The sequence below is a fragment of the Roseburia sp. 831b genome, from assembly GCF_001940165.2.
Classification (GTDB): domain Bacteria; phylum Bacillota; class Clostridia; order Lachnospirales; family Lachnospiraceae; genus Roseburia.
Window position 1 is genome coordinate 172162 of record NZ_CP135163.1, and the last position, 19237, is coordinate 191398.

The window sequence follows — 19237 nt, forward strand, 5'->3', positions numbered from 1 at the left end:
GCACTCCGTTTTTATCAGGAGAACCAAAAGGAGGTTTTTTATGCCAGTATATGATTTTAACCATACACCAGACGATAAAAATAAATCTGTCTGCACCTATACCATTTTTCAAACAAATAACGCCACCCCATCTGCGAAGGAACCAATTCTTGTCATTGATGCAAAAGAAATGACTCCAGCACACCATTCCTGCGGGGTCTTTACAAACCCGGTAAAGCGGACTTCTTTCGAGTTTGAGACAGCGCAAGGCACCATTTCCGCTGATCTTACATCCATCGACGCAAGATTTGTAAGCCTTTTAAAATGGCTTGGTGAAAATCACATCAATGTGCGTCTCTCCGGTGAAAACACCGCCGACGGGTATGCAGTATACAAGATTCGTGAAACCGGATTCGGTGGAGGGACAAAACTTTCCGCTGAAGATGGATTTCTTCAGTTCATGATAGAGCGGCTTCTTGCAAGCGACGCTCCGACCGAAGAACCAAGCGATGAGGAATTAGATGAAATTGGTGATGACATGAGACTTACCAGTTTACAAAGCATCACGGATTTTATGAACTGTGCCGGAAGAACCCTGCCGGACAACATCCGCTTATGGGCAAGACGAAATCTCGCCGTCGCACGCTCCCACGAAGTCACCACCGAGGAACGCCGCCATGCACAGCGTGCCCTCTCCATTATGATGAATATCCAATGGAAAAATAATTACTTTGAATCCATTGACCCGGTTGCAGCACGACGTATTTTAGATGAAGAACTTTATGGCATGGAAAAGGTAAAGCAGCGTATCATCGAGACCATCATTCAGATTAACCGTACCCACACGCTCCCGGCTTATGGACTTTTGCTTGTCGGTCCGGCAGGAACCGGAAAATCACAGGTTGCCTATGCAGTTGCACGAATTTTAAATCTTCCATGGACAACACTTGATATGAGTTCCATCAACGACCCGGAACAGTTGACCGGAAGTTCCCGTATTTATTCCAATGCAAAACCTGGTATCATCATGGAGGCTTTTTCCATGGCAGAATCCTCAAATCTCGTTTTTATCATCAATGAGCTTGATAAGGCTGCTTCTGGAAAAGGAAACGGCAACCCGGCCGACGTACTTTTAACCTTACTAGACAACCTTGGTTTTACAGACAATTACATCGAATGTATGATTCCAACCGTCGGTGTCTATCCGATTGCAACCGCCAACGACAAAAGCCAGATTAGCGCGCCTTTGATGTCCCGTTTTGCAGTGATTGACATTCCAGATTATACGCCGGATGAAAAGAAAATCATCTTTTCCAAGTTCGTACTACCGAAGGTATTAAAACGTCTTGGCTTGGAAGCACAGGAATGTATCGTAACCCCGGATGGCCTGGATGCCATTTTAGAGCATATCAAAAACACCTCTGGTATCCGTGATTTAGAGCAGTCTGCGGAGCACATCGCAGCCAATGCCCTCTACCAGATTGAGGTTGACCATGTGACAAGTGTCACATTTGATGCTGCTTCTGTGAAAAAGCTGTTGTCTTAACGCCTTTTTTGAGAAAGCACCGTCAGTCCCCGCAGACTAATGGTTCCACTTAAAATACCAAGTAAAATGAGAAGTATCATCATTTGATTTGTTGTTAATTTGAGGAAGAAACAAATTGCCGCAACCGCCATTAAAATGAGAACCAAAAACAAAATTCCCGTTATAGCAGAAAACGGATTTTCATTTTTGGCAGGAAATAAAATTCCTGCCATTGTGAAAAAAATAATAGAAAATATAACCGATGCAACAAAAAGCAACAGAAAGGTGATTTTTCCGGTTGTGGCAACTGTTATGATAATCATAGGCACAGAAAGAATCAGTATTTCAAATACCTGTGTCCCAATTAAGAGAACATAATCTCTTCCAACACTATATTTTTTTTGCATCGTAAGATATCTTAGTTCATCCGTTTGCACATAGGCATACAGTGCATTCAATGCCAAAATTAAAATCGCATAACATCCATTTTCTATTTTTGCCATCTGCATCATTCCAAAAAGGAAAAGCGAAATCACATAATAATTTATGGTATCGGTCTTTCGAAAAAAAGCGAAAAAATATGCCCTGCCAATTGTATTGTGTTTCGTTTTTCTACCAAATAATTTCACATAGTTATCATTTCCTTCCAGCTCGTGATTTGGAATCGCAAGAATAAGACCACCTAATATCGCCACAATCAACACAAATACCAAAAGTGCAGCTCCAAACTGATACTGTTCTGCAATCCTTGTAAAAAACAAGATAGAAGCTGTTCCGGTTTGCTCTTTATAAGTATATAAAATTGACAAAAACACATCTGGAATCACCACAACGTAAAAGCAGATAAGCAATACGGAAAGAATACAAATATTAATGACATTCTTTACTTTTCCAAGCCCGAACCAGCTGCAAATCCATCCCAAAATGAGATACATCAGCTCAAACACAAAATATTCCGTCACGCAGGTAAATAGAATATTACAGCACATTCTCGTCAGGAAAAAAACTCCATTTCTGCAAATCAAGGCAATTATCATAGAAGAAGAAAGAATCAGAACCAATGCCAGTGCAATTATAATTTCAAATGTTAAAACAGCAAAGTTCTTTTCTTTATTTGTCACAGGCATCTGGGTCGTATATTCCATCAGGGAACCTTTTTTCATAAATAAAATTTTGACAAACAAGAACACCAGGAACGTCCACATAAAAACAGAACAGCTATACGCATCCAACACAACCCGTGTCTGCGAGGCATTACTGTTCACACTTTTGAAAAAAGAAAAAAGTGCAAAGGACAAAAAAGAAATGATTCCAATCACAACCATACCCATAAACAGCCGAAATACCCTGCTTTTTAGTAATCCTGCCTGAAGAACATTTCGTTTGAAAAATAGAAACAATAGCTGCACGATCTCTTTTACTTTGCTATATCTCATAATCCGACTCCCTAAATCCTACCAGTTGTTTAAACACTTCTGTTAGCGATACCTTTTCTTTTCTCATATCAAGAATGGATTTCATCATTCCTTTATAAAGTAAAACAGCACGGTCTCCTATCTGCTCCGCCAATTCCAGATCATGGGTACAGATCATAACCAATTTCCCTTTTTCAGCAAGCTTACGCAATAAAATTTTGCTTGCCTCCTTCGCCTCGATGTCAATTCCATTTAAAGTTTCATCCACAACCGTGATGTCTCTTTGGAGTAAAAATGCGGTAATTAACTGAATCTTTTTTACCATTCCGTGCGAATAATTTTCAATCAGATTCTGGATTCGATGTTCCATCGCGTAATATTGTATTAGCCGCTCATACAGTTTTTCATCGACTGTAACATCATAGAGTCTGCACATCATTCTCACATACTCATCGCCAGACAAAAAAGCCGGGAGGATATTTTCACTCGAAAGATAAAACATTTGATTCTTTGCCGCTATGTTGCAGCTGCTTTCATTTTTTACCAGAATCTCGCCATTTTTTCGATTTAGTAAATCAAACATCAATTTGATTAAGGTTGTTTTTCCACTGCCATTTGGACCTGCAATCACAAGAATTTCTCCTAGATTTCCTTCAAAAGTTATGTCCTTTAAGACATTGGTTTTCTCATATGCAAAGGATAGCTTCTCAATCTTTAACACCGCTTCACCTGTCATCTTATCCTTCCTATTCTGTCAAGCCTAAATCTATTGATTTTACTGGCTTTGACGATATTTATTTACCTCAAAACAAGAGCCGAGAGTGATAGATATCGTAGTATCTTGTACCGAATAGCTGATTAATGGGTACACTTCTTAAAGCATCCTCTTTCTTCGCTTTATAAAGGCTATTTTCCCTCTGATCAACTATGATGATGAACCTTCCGTGTCTAAGGGGATCGTGTCCCAACTTCCTTCGTCCCATCTACCATACACTGAGTGCCAGCCAAGCTCCTAAACGGGGTCTTGCCCCACGGAAATAACCGATGCCGGCTACAGCTCTTGTTTTATGTTTGATTGTTACTGACCAGCATTCACCTGTCGTGGTACTGATTTACTCAGTGGACGCTATACCATCTCAGGCTCTTGTTGGTCTTTTGCAGATGCAGTCTGTTCCGGACTCCATCATTTACGGGTTTCTGTTCCAGAACCCTGTCCAGTCTCCGATGCATTCCATCAGCCACTCGACAGAGTTCTGGATTTGATTCTTTTATTTACTATGCTGCCATTGGTACCTGTGACTGCATCTTTTTCAGCGGATTGTTGGTTCGTGTTGTATAGTACTCATGTAGCTGCTTAAATTCATCTGCATGCGACACCGCTGACTTTGCTGCCTGGAACAGCCAGTACCTAAGTCTCTTGCGTCCTCTGTGGCTGATTTTTGTCTGTCCTTTATGCTTGCCTGAACTGCATGCCACCAGCCCCATACCGCTTAGTTTCTGGATTTCCTTCACATCATCAAATCTGCTGATATCTCCCATTTCTGCCAGTATTCCAGCCAGTATGTTTTCACCTACACCTTTGATTTCAAGTATGTTTTCTGCGTAAGGTATTTCCCTGCATTTTTCATGTAAAGTACTTTCAATCACAGCAAGCTGCTCATCCAGCTTCAGGATCTGTTCTGCATACCATTTCACTGCTTCACGCCCTGCATCCGTTCCATCCGTTAATCCCACACTTTTCTCTGCATAGCTCACGATTTCATTGGCTCTGCTGTAACCGCGTCCTCTTAGTTTTACATTGTGCCAGATATTTTTTATGCCTTCTGCTCCCAGTGCTGTGATATCCGATGGGATAGCTGATACTTTCAGTACTTCCAAAGTAAACGCTCCATCTATTTTTCCAAATGCGTCCATGTATTCTGGAAAATAGATTTTCAATTCTCGGTGAAGACGATTGATATTTCTTATCCTGTCTTCGGTAAGCTGATCCCTGAACATGGAGAGTCTTCTCATGTCTGCGTAAACTTTTTCTGGAAGATAAGGCATTCCGTAGTTTCCATCTTTCACAAGATTTGCAATCAGTTTCGGATCTTTTCTGTCATCCTTGACCTGGCTATTGTCTTCTATTTCTTTACTCTGCTTTACGGCATATGGATTTACCTGGACAACGCTGATTCCGTTTGAAATCATCCATGCAGCCAACGCAAACCAGTAGTGACCTGTCGGTTCAAGACCCAGTACTATCTGTTTCTTATCGTGTTTTGCCGCAAGTGCCAGCACCCATGCCTTGGCATTCGCAAAGCCTTCTGAAGTATTGCTAAACTCGAATGCTCCGCTGCTTAACTCTCTTCCTCTGACATCGATTGCCCTAATATAATGATTCTCACTACCTATATCGCATCCTACTATAAGCATGTCATCCGTAATGAAAGAGAGTTTATCGTTCTTGGCAAATTTACCGTTTGTTTCAAGTTCACGCCAGGTATAGGATCTCAGTTCTTTTTCTACCACCTCTATTTTCCTGCTCAATTCTTCTTTTGACAGAAGCTTTATTGCCTGATTTTCTACATTTACTTGCTTTTTTGTTCTTCTTGCTTTAACATTCATCTTGAATACCTCTTGTGTTTTTAGATTTTACCAACTGGCAGGTCAGTAATAATCTAAATTTACTTGAGGTATTCTTTTTGGTCAATTCCTTTTACTCTTTAAAGTATACAGGAAGCTCCTAATAAATTTGTCTCATTATATTAACTGTGCTTCTTAATTCTTCTACAAAAGTAGAAATCTCATCCCTGTTGTTGTATCTGGATAGAGAAATTCGTATGGTTGCTTTCGCATCCGCCTCTGACATTCCAATCGCCTTTAACACATGGGACACCTTTAACTGCATTCCATTGCAGACGGAACCCGTGGAGATGCAGATTTTTCGTTCTCCCAGCTGATCTGCTAAATTTAACGCATTCACACCTTTGATACAAACGCTTAAGTGATGATAGGCACGATTCTCTTTTTCTCCAACCAACGAGATTTCTTGTATGTTTTCCTTTAATTCCTTCCATAACAAATCGCGCATTTGTTTTATTTTCAAAGATTCCTGTGAAAAATCAGCGTATGCTTCTTTTGCCGCCACCGCCATTCCCTCGATTCCTATGGTATATTCCGTTCCTGCTCTTACCCTTTGCTCCTGCGCCCCTCCGTATATCAATGGAGATATCCGAATTCCATCTCTTTTATATAAAAAACCGACTCCCTTAGGGCCATGAAACTTATGTCCACTTGCGCTTAACAAATCAATTCCTAGCTTATTACAGTCAATCTCATAATGACCATATGCCTGAACCGCATCCGTATGAAAAAGAGCATTCTGGCTATGTGCAATCCGTGCAATTTCTTTTATTTTCATCAAGGTCCCAATCTCGTTGTTTGCATACATTACACTTACTAAGATGGTATCTGGCCGAATTGCCTCCCTCAACTCATCCAGCTTTATGTTTCCCCGGTGATCAACTCCAATATAAGTCACTTCATAGCCATTTTTTTCTAAAAATTCGCATGATTTTAGCACCGCCTTATGCTCAATCCTACTCGTAATAAGGTGTCTGCCCTTTTCTTTATATGCATCCGCAATTCCGCGCAATGCCCAATTGTCAGACTCACTTCCTCCTGAAGTAAAATAAATTTCCTTTCCCTGTGCATGTAGGGTGTCTGCAATATCCGCTCTCGCTTTTTCTACCTTTTTTCGTTCTTCTTTTGCCCACTGATATCCAGCAGACGGATTTGCATATCTATGCCTAAGACCTTCTTGCATGATTTCATATACTTTATCAGATATTCTGGTTGTCGCTGCATTATCAAAATAAATCATCTTTTTCCCTCTGCATCATTACCAAACTTGATATAGGTCATTTCTGGCATCCATGCAATACTTTCTTGAAATAGTACTGGCAGATTCGATATTTTTTGGCTATATGTTCCTTTCTTGACACAGTCATTTAGATACTCCAGCAAGCTGCAATAAACCTGATTCGCTATTTTTCCTTTTATAATAATGCATGGCTCATTATTGTTATATTTTTCCTTGCTAATGCGCATGATATAGGAATTCTTTAACGGCAATTCCGAAATTTTACACTCCCTTCGTTTTTCCTGTTCCATGGAATATAATTGAATTTTTGCTTTTCCTTTCATATTTTGTCTCCTTACCCTGCAAATTGTTGTAGCAGCATCATAATTCCAGTCACCAAAAATAAAACAGCGTATGTAAGCTTTACCCAGTGTGTTTTTTCACTGACAAAAAGTGCCAGTACCGAAGTCTTTTTCCCAAAGGAAACCAGAAACACGAAAAATAGCAACGGAAGCATACAAATAAAACTATATAAGGAAAGGTACCAGAATGCTTGTAAGAAATAGGCTGCATCCACATGAATAATTGTAACAATGGAAAGCAGATAGATTTGCCCCGCGCATAAAAATTCTGTAAATCCAATAGCTGCACCTAAAATCAAACCTGATAATACAAAATAGTTGCTATTTAAAAACCGCTTCACATTCTCTTTTATAAGCCTATGATTTATCCCTCTTACTTTTTCTGGCAGCTGTGCTTTTATGCCGCCTAAGTCATCTTTTTTGATTGCAGCATAATCATTCAAATTCAATACACCTAGCAAAAGTAAAAGCAAACTAAGAACGATATGAATTACCTTCACTAAGATGGAAGAGTGAATCTGACTCATCACCTGATACAAAACAGTTCCAAGCAAAAGCATTGATATGAATTTTCCAATGCAAAAGGCAATTCCAACTGGAAGAACCTTTTTGGAGTCTGCTTCAAGTAACATTAAGAGGAAGAAGAACATGGAAAGCGAGCAGGGATTTAAACCATTCAAAAAAGCAGCACCCACAAGTTTTAACACATCCATATCCCGCACTACTTTTTGGTCCTGGTTTAAGTGAGAGACCTGCTCTCCCAATTGCTTTGTCTCCCCTAGGCTTTCATCTTCTATTACATCCTCCAGATTCTTTTTTATGGATGCTTCCTCATAAAAATACGAATTTCTGACAAAAATAATAGGCACTGTCCCAACGAACTCTGGTTCAACACCATATTCCTCACAATACCCATTTAATAGACTTTTGTTTTCCACGGAAACAATATTGTATTTCAAAATCTTAAGATTTTTTTGTGTCTTTGAATACGCCAGAAGATAATCCGATATTTTTTTACAACTGGAACAGGTTGGGGAATAGAAATACACCAGTTCAAGTTTCCGTTTGCTATCCTTCTCTTGAAAAAAATGATAAATATCATCTTTCGTGATATCCTCATAGAGTATCTCTTTGGGGTGACCGTCGATATAATGTACAATAAATGGGACTCCTTCTTTTCCATATTTTGAAAGCAGCGCGTCAGAACCTTCCTGCATAGAATCAAGGTCAATTCCATAGATTACTTTTTTATCCAAAAGGGAACTTTCTTTTTTTACCTCTGACATATCATTTTTCAGTTTTTTACAAGATGCACAGGTCTCACTTGTCACCCAGATATAACAATCTGATTCCGTCTTTGTAATTTTTTCTATATCTTCACTCTGAATCTTCACATATAAGGAATCTTCCTGCTTTCTTTTTTCATTTACCAAGGTAATCATTCCTATGACAAAACAGGCAAATAAGAGGATTCCTAACATTTTTTTCCATTTATTTTTCATATCGTTTCTTTGAACCCTTTCCATTTTTTACAGTAAGAATTCCCTTTAAAATCATTTTTCCGTCTCCTAGTGGTGGTATGACATTTACAATGTGGAGCATATAGATGCCGGAAATAACTTCTATGATACCGCTGTCACATTGACGGCTGAAAAACATTCCGCAAAGACCTATTAAAAATGTCACAGCCGGTCCTAGCACCGCTGTCTGTATTAAATTCGCTCCTGTCAAATTTTCTTCTGTAGTAATGGAGGCTTTCCAGATTCCGTAGCTGATTTTTACAGTCTTTACTCCAAAACGCCGCATAAACACAATGTGTAAATACTCGTGTATGCTAACGGACCCAAGAAAGCCAACCAGATACACAAGTAAACAGCTCATTCCAATTTCCAATGTCTGTGTAAAAAAAAGAAGCAGCGTTGTTAAGAGCAACATGATGATTGCAAAAAACAGATTATTTCTGAAACACCAGGCATATATGGTATGAAATGATAACTCCGCTGTATTTTTCACAGTGATTTTTGATTTTCTACCAGGTAATGTCTGTATTGCAATAATTTTTTTGCAAAATAATAGGTTCCAAACAGCATTGCGAAACAGATTCCTACAAAAAATACAATTGGGAACCATTCACCTGTAAGTCCAAATGACATGCTTGTTACACCGGCAGAGTCTGTTGCAGATTTAAAAAAAATTGTTTGAAAGAAACAATATCTCATTCCATCTTCCCCTGATGAAAATAACATCACCAAAAAACTAATCGTCATACCTACCAGCGTTGTAACCATTGACAAAAGTATGGAAACCGCTAACATAACGCCGGTTGAAGAATTTCTCCACTTCATCAAAAAAACACTTTCTTTTTCTTCCATATCCATTTCCTTTCAACCTGTGGGAGAAAAATTCTCCCACAGGAATTTTAGAATTATTTACACTCGGCTCTTACTTCTATACCATTTTTAGACCAATTCCATTTTCCGGTAAAAGTCTTTCCCTTATAAACCACACACCAGATCTGTAAGCCTGCATAAACGGTAAATGCAATTGACAATAATACCGCCAATAAAATCAAAAACCATGCATTGCACTCCACAATGGCATTACGAATCCCCTCTTTTACGGCCATCAAATATGTACCAACTTTTGCTGAAACTGCATACTGCATATTCCACTTCTCCTTTCTTCTATACCCTTTTTATATCCATTTCTTCTCGTCGACGTTTCGAAATGTGTTGTCCTTGGACAATGAAAAGTATAGCTTTTTGGACAAGCATGCACAATAAAGTATTGGTATATTCTGATTACCTATAATTCCTGTTATTCAATAGAAATGGTATAAAGATAGTTCAATATCTCGGATACCTTCTCCTTTTTCTCATTTGGAAATTGATTTAAATCATAATTTACCTTTCCAGACAAAATAAAATCTCTAACTCGAATAAAGTTCTCTTGCGAGCAAATATAAAATTTTGGCTGAAAATCCTCTTCCCTTCACTTCAATCTCATATAAATGTTTGGTCGAAATCTCTATTTTTTCTGCTAATTGTTCTCTTGTGAAGCCTTCTCTTTCCCGTATATCCCGAATTCTTTTTCCTGCGTATTCATAAATCTGTTCTGTCATATTGATTACTATGCCTTTCTATGATCTAATCAAAGCAGTTTTGTGTAAAAATATTTCCTGTAAAAATTTTCACAGATTCGAAGAAATTACTCGCCTTCATCCGGCAAATATTCAAACAAATCCCCTGGCTGACAACCCAATGCTTTACAAATTCGCTCCATGGTTTCAAAACGTATACCCTTCATTTTCCCTGTCTTTAAATTTGATAGATTTACATTTGTCATATCTAGTTCTTTTGCAAGGTCATTGACACTTATCTTTCGATCTGCCATAACTCTATCAAGTCTGATTATAATACTCATCTTCCCATATCCCCTCTATGCAATCGTATCCATCTCTTCCTCAATCTCTTTTCCATAGAAGAAAATCTCTGAAATAATTCCGATAATTGCACCAAATAATAATACTATAATATCGTCAAACTGAATTTTGACAATAAATCCGTTCGAAGCGGGATTCATTCCCTCTAAAATCAGCGACAGCAGCATTTGAAGTGGGTAGCTTGCAATCAAAACCAGTGCCATTCCACGTACTTTCTTTACATTTCCTTTGCCAAAAGGTTTTCCGCTTTTGGCAATCTCTAGCAATACAAGGCTAAGTAACAGCTGTGATACTGCAAGACAGCTTAATTTTACAAACAAAACTCCATGATCCTGCAACGCAGCGTTTCCATAATCTCCTGCCTGCATCATTACTACCATTTGAAACAATTGATAGCATGCAAAAATTGCAAATACCGCTGAAATGATAAAACTCACAATCTTATCACTCCTGATTCTTCTAATTAATTTCTTCAATCCTACTTCTCCCATGTCTTTTCTCCCATCCTTTCTTTTTTCGTGTTAAATTTGCAAAAAGTGCATCATTGCTACGATTACAGCCTGCATCTTGTCATTGATTCTGCCCGAATTATAATCAGGTTTTCTATTTATTATATATCATTTATTTTAAACTATGTCAATATATTTTTAAAGTATTGCTTTAATTATTTCAATTTGTTTTATAAATATGACTCAATTACAAACCAAGATGCAGTTGATTTCAAACCTTTAGCTGAAACTCAATTGTTCCTCAATTGCAACCATTACTTCTACTGCATTTGCAACTTTATTGAAATTTAGAAGTGCTCCCACAGCGGTAAGTGAACCTATTTTGCACTTATTTTGTCATCTTTCTTCATTTCTGCGGTGCCTTTCCTCTATAACTCGGTATTAGGCATGTGCATTTTCACCACTTTTTTTCCTGCTCTGCGGTGCCTTTCCTCGATAACTTGGCATTAGGCATGTGCATTTTCACCACTTTTTTCCTGCCCTGCGGTGCTTTTCCTCGATAACTTGGCGTTAGGCATGTAATTTTGTACATGAAAAAACATGCCTATAACCAAAATACAGCTATTAGGCATGCCTTTTATCTCTTTTTAAGCGAGAGATGTACGTGCCTGAAATCAATATTTTAATAATAGGCATGTCAATTGTCCCCAAAATACAACTTTTTACTTTCTCTATACGTGATTTCTATAATAGCAATTATTGGAACATTCCCCGTGGAACAGTCTTGTTCGAATTCGTCTTTGAAATTCCGCATGAAGCTGAACTTCTCCACTGTCTTTTTGCGCTAGCGCTTCAACCTCCTCTAAAATTGTAAGTGCCCTCCTTAACTGACGAATATCTTCTTTTTCATAATCGATATAATTCCCACGGCCGACCACTTTTAAGTGCGTAACTCCGGCAGTCTGTAAGGATGCAAGTGCGCAAAGACCGCAGCCTGTCACCCCAGTCAGATACCCATCTATCTCTGCTTCTTCATTTGCCCCTGGCAAGTAGCCATCTATCTCTGCTTCTTCTTCATTCGCCTCTGACGCACTGGCATCCGTCTTACTCTTATAACCTTTCATCTTTGGCTCATATTCAACTGATGCCGTCACAGAACTATCTAACATGCAGCCCGGCTTTTCTTCCTGCGTCTTGTATACAGTATGCAGATTTTCTTTCGATTGATACAAGACATTACTTTGAAAAGCCGATTTCCCATAACTCCCCAGCTGATACGGCACTTTGCACAAATGTCCTAGTTCATCACAATGAAGTGAATTGCAGTAGGCACCTGTGAAATGGCACATCTCATTTAGGACAAACGCTTCGTATTCTGGTATCTTCTCCTTGGTCTTTCGGACGCAGGACTCCATATCCAATAAGCTGTTTTTCCGATGAAAAATAACCCTTGAAATGTCATACTTTGCCATCTGTTCTAAGAAAAGCGAATTTACCTCCGACATTTCCCCGCTTAAATGAATGTTACAACGAATTCCCTTTTCCCTTAAAAAGAAAACAAGTGCCGGATCTGCTATGATAAAAGAATCAAAGCCAATTTCCATACATGATGCTACAATGGATGCAATTTCCTCGTATTGTTCTTTGACATAATAAAGAGCATTTAGCGCAATCGTCACCGGTACCCCGTAGATTTTTACCAGATTACTTAAAATCTTTAAGTCCTCAAATGCCCCAATCTGCACATGATATGCCAAAACCTCCCGCCGGTTTAAGGGCGAGAGTGTTCCATATTTCTGACTCCACCAATACGGGACATAGCCACAGAAAAGTTCATCCGCCCCAGCCTCTACATACGGAATATATTCCTCTATAGAGCCCAGTCCTGCTACAATCTTCATTCGCTGCTTCGATTTTTTTCTAAAATCACTATTTTCTTGCATGTTCTTTGAACTCATGTTATCTCATACTTCCTGTTTTTTATCATTTCTACATCAAATTTACAACCATCCGGTCAATGTTGCTTTTTCTTATTTTCACCCAAAAATCTATCTCCTCTAGCGCACGCTTGTCATATCCAAACAATGAATTGTACCTTCCAACCATCCGTAGATGTTTGGGATATAGGAAAACAAAATCCCTACAATATTGCGGGCAGTTTTTTACAAGCGTCTGATTCCCACGGTCTCCATTCACACACCTTGCAAAAAGCGGACAATACTGTGATGTATTGGTTTGAAAATATGGAACATGAATACTATGATGTCCGTCCGGCACAACAAAATCATAGCCACAGGACTCATATTCGTAGCGGACGATACCGTACTGTTCTTTTAAATATTTCTGGTAAAAAGCATTGTTCGCAGCATTTTCGTGCATGGCATCTGCTTGAAATCCCAGCTTGTAGTTCATCCTTGGGTCTTTTCTTCGTTTGTTCAACAAAACACCAAGAATCGGCGTCAGCATATCCTCTTTTCCTTTTAAAAGAGCTGCCATTCCCCAGTCGTTTATCACAACTTCACAAGGAAACTTCTCTTGCTTACACCATGCATACAACTTCAAAAGTAGTTGTGTCGTCTGCTCTACATATTCCTCCCTTAAATAGGTGAATGCAAATGTCACCGACAAATCTTCCCATTTTGCTTTTTGTAAAATTGAAAAAAGCTGTGTTTCACACGGGAAAAGATTATGACAGAATTGATTTCCCAGATAAATCCTGGTCCATTTTGCCCTTGCAAAAGGATGTTCCGCCAATCCATTCCCAGACCAGTACTCTTTGAAAAAGCTGTCCTTATCTTTGGACAAATATTCCTGATAAAGTTTCGAATTGTCAAGTTCTAATGCGAGCTCTAAATTAGAAACTACACCCAGCAGTTCTACCGGGCTGCCCTCTAATGCATTGACACACTCACCTTTCTTTATCTGCATAAGTGCCTCCTGATACCACCCCAGTTTCTGGCTGGTAAAGTTTACGGCAAACACTTCGTCTTCTTTGGCAGGATAGCCCACACACTCCTTTGCAAGATAGGCATCATCCCCACATAATTTTAAATTGATATAGCGGTAATACGCTTCGAAAAGCCGTCTTGTCTGTGCCCGAAAGTCCTCATTTTCTATTGCAAGAAAATAAGAATTGAACACCTCCCCCTTTTCGTCCTTAGACATGCGGCGTGGGGTTATGTGCTCTAAGACAACATCCTGATACCCATTCTTTTTTTCATCGAAAAAATGTAACACCAGTGATTCATCTGTTCTCTCAGACACTTTTCCTTCATATTCAAGCGGTTCTGCGGTTCGAAAAACCAGTCCATTCTCTGACAGTTTTACAATTCGAACCTCTTTTTTAATCCCAATGTCATTCCAAAGTTCTCCCGCCAGCAACCCAAACGGAATCTGTTCTACCATTCCTTCGAAATCCATCTTATGCTCCTAACTTCACTTCTCATTTTTTCTGTAATAAGAACGAAATTTCCTATTACAGAAAGAAAAACTCCCATCCAGATAATCATACATGATTTATCCGGATGAGAGTATCTTTTTCAAAAAATTACAACTTCTTTGTAAACAATGCACGGATTGCATTTAATACCGCAATGACCATGACACCGACATCTGCAAAAATTGCAGCCCACATATTTGCAATACCGAGCGCACCAAGCAACAGACAAATCAGCTTGATTCCGATTGCAAACCAGATGTTTTCATAGACAATGCGGATACATTTCTTGGAAATCTTGATTGCCTTAGAAATCTTTAATGGATCATCGTCCATCAATACGATATCTGCCGCTTCAATCGCTGCATCCGATCCCATCGCACCCATCGCAATTCCGATATCTGCTCTGGATAGTACCGGTGCATCATTGATTCCATCACCGACAAAAGCAAGTTTTGCTTTTTCGGATTTCTTTTCGATAAGTTCTTCTACCTTTTCTACTTTTCCAGAAGGAAGAAGTTCACTGTATACTTCATCTAAGCCAAGATCTGCGGCAACTTTTTCTGCTACGCGCTTCGAATCTCCGGTTAACATAACAGTTTTCTCGACACCAGCTTTTTTCAGCTCTGCAATGGCCTGTTTGGAATGTGGTTTTACAATATCTGCAATGACGATATGACCTGCATATTCCCCGTCGAGTGCCATATGAATGATGGTACCGACATGATGACAATCCTTGTATGCAATTCCAAGACTCTTCATCAGTTTGTCGTTTCCGGCTGCAACCGTAACACCATCAACCTTTGCAGTGACGCCATTTCCACTGATTTCCTGGATGTCAGTAACTCTGCTTCGGTCAATCTCTTTTCCATAGGCACGCTGGATGCTCTTACTGATTGGATGGCTGGAGGCGCTTTCTGCTAACGCAGCATACTCTAGGATTTTTTCTTCTTCCAGCTTATTGTGGTGGATTCCTGTCACCTCAAAAACACCTTGTGTCAAGGTTCCGGTCTTATCCATTACCACATATTTGGTCTGTGAAAGGCTCTCCATATAGTTTGAACCCTTAATCAGAACACCTTCTTTACTTGCACCACCGATTCCGGCAAAAAAGCTTAACGGAATACTGATGACAAGAGCACAAGGGCAACTGATGACAAGGAAGGTAAGGGCACGGTAAATCCAGGTTCCCCAATCGCCGCCAAGTCCCATTCCGAATATCCGAACAAGCGGTGGAAGGATTGCTAATGCAATCGCACTATATACAACCGCCGGTGTATAGACACGGGCAAATTTTGAAATAAAATCCTCAGATTTTGATTTTCTAGAGCTTGCGTTCTCAACCAGATCTAAAATCTTAGATACAGTGGATTCTCCAAATTCCTTTGTGGTCTGAATCTTAAGAACACCTGTCATATTGATACATCCGCTGATGACCTCATCGCCCTCTTTTGCATCACGAGGAAGGCTCTCTCCGGTCAATGCCGCTGTATTTAAGGAAGAAGAACCAGAAAGAATGATACCATCGATTGGCACTTTTTCGCCTGGCTGAACTACAATTGTAGTTCCAATTTCTACCTCATCCGGGTCAACCTGTTCTAATTTTCCGTCCTGCTCAATGTTTGCATAATCCGGACGGATATCCATCAAATCACTGATATTTCTTCTGCTCTTTCCGACTGCATAACTCTGGAACAGTTCCCCAATCTGGTAAAAGAGCATAACGGCAATCGCCTCAACATAATCGCCATTTTCATAGACTGCCAGCAAAATTGCACCCACGGTCGCAATTGCCATCAACAGACATTCGTCAAATGGCTGTCTGTTGATAATTCCTTTTACGGCCTTTCTTAATATGTCATATCCAATCACCAGATATGGAATCATGTATAACACAAATCTGACCGCTGCCGGAGCTTTTACAAAATGTAATGCAATCAAAAGTACCGCTGCCACAATAATGCGGACAAGCATTTTCTTTTGCTTTTTATTCATAAGCATTTCCTTTCTTAGCGGAAGCTTTTACAGGAAAATCTCACAGTCATCTTCCACTTTTTTGCAATTCTTTAATACTTCCTGCATGACAGCTTTTGCATCCTGTCCTTCTTCAAATTCCACTGCCATTTTAAGTGTCATAAAGTTTACGGTACAATCTTTTACACCTGCTGTATTTTTTGCAGCCTCTTCCATCTTATTTGCACAGTTTGCACAATCCACATCAATCTTATACGTTTTTTTCATCTTCGTAATCCTGCCTTTCTGTTATTTGCAATTTCTTATTGGTAAAATTGCGTTTTCTTTATTTGATTAAACATTTGTTTAATTGTTGACTTTACTTTAACCGATGGAGTATAATAAGTCAACCGATATGGATTCTTTTTTTCCATTTGGTCAAAAAGAATTTCCAAATGGAGTAATACTTTCACAGAAAAAATTTTTACGGAGGTTTCATATGGACGATAAAACACTGCCTTACCACTTAGACAATACGGAGCAAAACATTTTATCCCACATGCCAAGTGCAGATGAGATTACAGAAGTATCCAACGCCATGAAGCAGTTAGGCGACCCGAGCCGCCTTCAGATTTTCTGGCTTTTGTGCCACTGCGAAAAATGCGTACAGGAAATCGCTTCTCTTTGTAATATGACAAGCCCTGCTGTCTCCCACCACTTGCGCTTACTAAAAAGCAGTAAATTAATTACGAGCAGACGCGAGGGAAAAGAAATGTACTACCATTCTGCTGACAATGAAATTGCAAAAGTACTTCACCATACCATCGAACAGGTTGCAAAAGTTACCTGTCCGGAGGAATCCATGCCTGCTCCAAAGGAGACATCCACCTCGCATCCATGTGATGAAAAGCAGGTACAGATTATCAAGGAAATTCATACACTTTTGACGGAAAATATGGAAAAACGCTATACGATAGACGAATTATCCAGACGTTATCTTTTGAATACGTCTACGCTAAAAGACTCCTTTAAAGCTGTTTATGGAATGCCAATTGCAACTTATATGAAGCAATACCGCATCCACGAGGCTTCAAAAATGTTAAAAGACACGAATCTTAGTATTGCAGAAATCTCGGCTGCAGTCGGTTATGAAAACCAAAGTAAGTTTACCAATGCATTTAAAAATGTAGTTGGAATTCCACCTACCGCCTACCGGAAATCGTGTTAGAAAAAGAAAACTTCGCACAGTCATAAAACTGTACGAAGTTTTTTTAATATAATTTCAACCCGTTGCGCACCGGTTCGCTGGTCAAATCAACGCCCAGCTTTTTAAAACTCTTAAGATCAATCTCCGAAAGCATGACAGAGGTGTGAACCTGACATCCTCTTAATTTCGGAAGCTGTTCCATCGCTGCTCTTGCCTTCTCACTGGTTGCGGAGGAAAGTGCCAGTGCAATCAAGGTCTCATCCGTGTGAAGTCTTGGGTTCTTTCCGCCGAGGAAACGCACTTTTAAGTCCTGAATCGGCTGAATTGCCTCTGCCTGAATCAGTTTTTCCTCATGGTCAATTCCCGCAAGATACTTTAATGCATTGAGAATCAAAGCCGCGGAAGCGCCAAGGAAATCGGATGTCTTGGAGGTGATAATCGTGCCATCTTCCAACTCGATTGCGGCGGTTGGCACCCCAAGCTTTTCTGCACGTTCTTTGGCTGCAACGGTAACCTTACGGTCGTCTGTTGTAATCTTTGCCTGTTTCATCAGAAGCTCAATTTTATAAACTTCATTTTCCGAAGCTTCGCCTCTTGCGACCTTATTCATTGCAGTATAATATCTGCGGATAATTTCCATATTGGACGCCTCGCAACATGCATCATCATCAAAAATGCAGTTTCCAGCCATATTGACGCCCATGTCGGTCGGTGATTTATAGTAGGTATTTTCCCCGTAAATCTCTTCAAAAATCGCATTTAATACCGGGAAAATCTCAATATCACGGTTATAGTTGACAGTTGTCTCACCGTAAGCTTCCAAGTGGAATGGGTCAATCATATTGACATCGTTTAAGTCTGCTGTTGCTGCCTCATACGCAAGGTTAACCGGATGTTTTAGTGGGATGTTCCAGATTGGGAATGTCTCAAACTTCGCATATCCGGCCTTCACACCGCGCTTGTTCTCATGATAAAGCTGGGACAGACAGGTCGCCATTTTTCCACTTCCAGGGCCAGGTGCTGTAATAACAACAAGTGGTCTTGTCGTCTCAATATAATCATTTTTTCCGAATCCATCTTCACTTACAATCAAAGGAATGTTGGATGGGTATCCTTCAATCTTATAATGCTGATATACTTTGATATTCTTTTTCTCTAAACGTTCCTTAAACTGAACGGCGCCATTTTGTCCTGCAAACTGCGTAATGACAACGCTTCCGACATAAAGACCTTTCTTCTCAAATTCGCCAATCAGACGCAGCACATCGACATCATAGGTGATTCCCAAATCGCCTCTGACTTTATTTTTCTCGATGTCGGCTGCACTGATTACAATTACAATCTCAGCCACATCCGAAAGCTGCATTAACATCTGCAATTTACTGTCCGGCTTAAATCCCGGAAGTACTCTGGATGCATGGTAATCGTCAAATAACTTTCCACCAAATTCCAAATACAGCTTGTCTCCAAACTGACCAATCCGTTCTTTGATGTGCTCGGACTGGATTTTTAGATACTTGTCATTATCAAATCCTATCTTCATCTTTTTCCTCATGTATTCGTTAGTATATTCTAAATTAAAATTTTAACATAGAAAGAGGAAAATGTACATTACAAGATATCCA

Annotated in this window: 19 protein-coding genes; 2 read left to right on the forward strand and 17 right to left on the reverse strand. The window is 39.6% G+C overall.

Going from position 1 to position 19237, the window contains the following annotated elements; translation table 11 throughout:
• Positions 1 to 40 precede the first annotated feature (40 nt).
• Positions 41 to 1525 (forward strand): AAA family ATPase, encoded by a 1485-nt coding sequence (locus BIV16_RS15345; protein WP_075681081.1) that lies wholly within the window; start codon positions 41 to 43, stop codon positions 1523 to 1525.
• Here the strand turns inward: BIV16_RS15345 and BIV16_RS15350 are convergent.
• From BIV16_RS15350 to BIV16_RS15425, 16 genes are all read right to left on the reverse strand, one after another.
• Positions 1522 to 2940 (reverse strand): hypothetical protein, encoded by a 1419-nt coding sequence (locus BIV16_RS15350; protein WP_075681083.1) that lies wholly within the window; start codon positions 2938 to 2940, stop codon positions 1522 to 1524. The two genes, BIV16_RS15345 and BIV16_RS15350, sit on opposite strands and share 4 nt — an antisense overlap.
• Positions 2930 to 3655, reverse strand: coding sequence for an ATP-binding cassette domain-containing protein (locus BIV16_RS15355; protein WP_083625262.1), 726 nt, complete (start codon positions 3653 to 3655; stop codon positions 2930 to 2932). The genes BIV16_RS15350 and BIV16_RS15355 overlap by 11 nt, the downstream gene beginning before the upstream one ends.
• 539 nt (positions 3656 to 4194) lie before the next feature.
• Positions 4195 to 5526, reverse strand: coding sequence for an IS110 family transposase (locus BIV16_RS15360; protein ID WP_173664561.1), 1332 nt, complete (start codon positions 5524 to 5526; stop codon positions 4195 to 4197).
• Between the two features lie 118 nt (positions 5527 to 5644).
• A complete protein-coding gene (locus BIV16_RS15365; protein ID WP_075681085.1) occupies positions 5645 to 6784 on the reverse strand; it encodes a cysteine desulfurase family protein in 1140 nt (379 codons plus the stop codon).
• Positions 6781 to 7107: a hypothetical protein gene (locus BIV16_RS15370; RefSeq protein WP_075681087.1), complete on the reverse strand. Its 327-nt coding sequence runs from the start codon at positions 7105 to 7107 to the stop codon at positions 6781 to 6783. The genes BIV16_RS15365 and BIV16_RS15370 overlap by 4 nt, the downstream gene beginning before the upstream one ends.
• Before the next feature lie 11 nt (positions 7108 to 7118).
• A complete protein-coding gene (locus BIV16_RS15375) occupies positions 7119 to 8627 on the reverse strand; it encodes a hypothetical protein (RefSeq protein ID WP_075681089.1) in 1509 nt (502 codons plus the stop codon).
• Complete coding sequence (locus BIV16_RS15380) at positions 8617 to 9006, reverse strand: metalloprotease family protein (RefSeq protein ID WP_159435941.1); 390 nt, start codon at positions 9004 to 9006, stop codon at positions 8617 to 8619. Before BIV16_RS15380 ends, BIV16_RS15375 begins: the two co-directional genes overlap by 11 nt.
• A 128-nt stretch (positions 9007 to 9134) precedes the next feature.
• Positions 9135 to 9497, reverse strand: a complete 363-nt coding sequence (locus BIV16_RS15385) for a hypothetical protein (protein WP_075681094.1) — start codon at positions 9495 to 9497, stop codon at positions 9135 to 9137.
• Between the two features lie 53 nt (positions 9498 to 9550).
• On the reverse strand, positions 9551 to 9790 hold the full coding sequence (locus BIV16_RS15390) for a hypothetical protein (RefSeq protein ID WP_083625265.1): 240 nt from the start codon (positions 9788 to 9790) through the stop codon (positions 9551 to 9553).
• A 264-nt stretch (positions 9791 to 10054) separates the two neighbouring features.
• Positions 10055 to 10246, reverse strand: a complete 192-nt coding sequence (locus BIV16_RS15395) for a helix-turn-helix transcriptional regulator (protein ID WP_075681096.1) — start codon at positions 10244 to 10246, stop codon at positions 10055 to 10057.
• An 86-nt stretch (positions 10247 to 10332) separates the two neighbouring features.
• Complete coding sequence (locus tag BIV16_RS15400) at positions 10333 to 10548, reverse strand: helix-turn-helix domain-containing protein (RefSeq protein WP_075681098.1); 216 nt, start codon at positions 10546 to 10548, stop codon at positions 10333 to 10335.
• A 15-nt stretch (positions 10549 to 10563) separates the two neighbouring features.
• A complete protein-coding gene (locus BIV16_RS15405) occupies positions 10564 to 11058 on the reverse strand; it encodes a hypothetical protein (protein ID WP_075681100.1) in 495 nt (164 codons plus the stop codon).
• 689 nt (positions 11059 to 11747) lie between these two features.
• On the reverse strand, positions 11748 to 12974 hold the full coding sequence (locus BIV16_RS15410) for a U32 family peptidase (RefSeq protein WP_442971738.1): 1227 nt from the start codon (positions 12972 to 12974) through the stop codon (positions 11748 to 11750).
• Between the two features lie 31 nt (positions 12975 to 13005).
• Positions 13006 to 14436: a hypothetical protein gene (locus tag BIV16_RS15415; RefSeq protein WP_075681102.1), complete on the reverse strand. Its 1431-nt coding sequence runs from the start codon at positions 14434 to 14436 to the stop codon at positions 13006 to 13008.
• 127 nt (positions 14437 to 14563) lie between these two features.
• A complete protein-coding gene (locus BIV16_RS15420; RefSeq protein WP_075681104.1) occupies positions 14564 to 16447 on the reverse strand; it encodes a heavy metal translocating P-type ATPase in 1884 nt (627 codons plus the stop codon).
• A 27-nt stretch (positions 16448 to 16474) separates the two neighbouring features.
• Positions 16475 to 16693 (reverse strand): cation transporter, encoded by a 219-nt coding sequence (locus tag BIV16_RS15425; protein WP_075681106.1) that lies wholly within the window; start codon positions 16691 to 16693, stop codon positions 16475 to 16477.
• A gap of 211 nt (positions 16694 to 16904) precedes the next feature.
• On the opposite strand from BIV16_RS15425, the gene BIV16_RS15430 reads away from it, so the two are divergent.
• On the forward strand, positions 16905 to 17633 hold the full coding sequence (locus tag BIV16_RS15430; protein ID WP_075681108.1) for a metalloregulator ArsR/SmtB family transcription factor: 729 nt from the start codon (positions 16905 to 16907) through the stop codon (positions 17631 to 17633).
• A gap of 43 nt (positions 17634 to 17676) precedes the next feature.
• Here the strand turns inward: BIV16_RS15430 and BIV16_RS15435 are convergent, their stop codons facing one another.
• A complete protein-coding gene (locus BIV16_RS15435; RefSeq protein ID WP_075681110.1) occupies positions 17677 to 19155 on the reverse strand; it encodes a DUF1846 domain-containing protein in 1479 nt (492 codons plus the stop codon).
• Positions 19156 to 19237: the final 82 nt, after the last annotated feature.

Excerpts from the sequence above, each read along its gene's own strand:
- BIV16_RS15345 (WP_075681081.1), top strand. The coding sequence starts at position 41 with ATGCCAGTATATGATTTTAACCATACACCAGACGATAAAAATAAATCT.
- BIV16_RS15350 (WP_075681083.1), bottom strand. The coding sequence starts at position 2,940 with ATGAGATATAGCAAAGTAAAAGAGATCGTGCAGCTATTGTTTCTATTT.
- BIV16_RS15355 (WP_083625262.1), bottom strand. The coding sequence starts at position 3,655 with ATGACAGGTGAAGCGGTGTTAAAGATTGAGAAGCTATCCTTTGCATAT.
- BIV16_RS15360 (WP_173664561.1), bottom strand. The coding sequence starts at position 5,526 with ATGAATGTTAAAGCAAGAAGAACAAAAAAGCAAGTAAATGTAGAAAAT.
- BIV16_RS15365 (WP_075681085.1), bottom strand. The coding sequence starts at position 6,784 with ATGATTTATTTTGATAATGCAGCGACAACCAGAATATCTGATAAAGTA.
- BIV16_RS15370 (WP_075681087.1), bottom strand. The coding sequence starts at position 7,107 with ATGAAAGGAAAAGCAAAAATTCAATTATATTCCATGGAACAGGAAAAA.
- BIV16_RS15375 (WP_075681089.1), bottom strand. The coding sequence starts at position 8,627 with ATGAAAAATAAATGGAAAAAAATGTTAGGAATCCTCTTATTTGCCTGT.
- BIV16_RS15380 (WP_159435941.1), bottom strand. The coding sequence starts at position 9,006 with ATGAGCTGTTTACTTGTGTATCTGGTTGGCTTTCTTGGGTCCGTTAGC.
- BIV16_RS15385 (WP_075681094.1), bottom strand. The coding sequence starts at position 9,497 with ATGGAAGAAAAAGAAAGTGTTTTTTTGATGAAGTGGAGAAATTCTTCA.
- BIV16_RS15390 (WP_083625265.1), bottom strand. The coding sequence starts at position 9,790 with ATGCAGTATGCAGTTTCAGCAAAAGTTGGTACATATTTGATGGCCGTA.
- BIV16_RS15395 (WP_075681096.1), bottom strand. The coding sequence starts at position 10,246 with ATGACAGAACAGATTTATGAATACGCAGGAAAAAGAATTCGGGATATA.
- BIV16_RS15400 (WP_075681098.1), bottom strand. The coding sequence starts at position 10,548 with ATGAGTATTATAATCAGACTTGATAGAGTTATGGCAGATCGAAAGATA.
- BIV16_RS15405 (WP_075681100.1), bottom strand. The coding sequence starts at position 11,058 with ATGGGAGAAGTAGGATTGAAGAAATTAATTAGAAGAATCAGGAGTGAT.
- BIV16_RS15410 (WP_442971738.1), bottom strand. The coding sequence starts at position 12,974 with ATGAGTTCAAAGAACATGCAAGAAAATAGTGATTTTAGAAAAAAATCG.
- BIV16_RS15415 (WP_075681102.1), bottom strand. The coding sequence starts at position 14,436 with ATGGATTTCGAAGGAATGGTAGAACAGATTCCGTTTGGGTTGCTGGCG.
- BIV16_RS15420 (WP_075681104.1), bottom strand. The coding sequence starts at position 16,447 with ATGAATAAAAAGCAAAAGAAAATGCTTGTCCGCATTATTGTGGCAGCG.
- BIV16_RS15425 (WP_075681106.1), bottom strand. The coding sequence starts at position 16,693 with ATGAAAAAAACGTATAAGATTGATGTGGATTGTGCAAACTGTGCAAAT.
- BIV16_RS15430 (WP_075681108.1), top strand. The coding sequence starts at position 16,905 with ATGGACGATAAAACACTGCCTTACCACTTAGACAATACGGAGCAAAAC.
- BIV16_RS15435 (WP_075681110.1), bottom strand. The coding sequence starts at position 19,155 with ATGAAGATAGGATTTGATAATGACAAGTATCTAAAAATCCAGTCCGAG.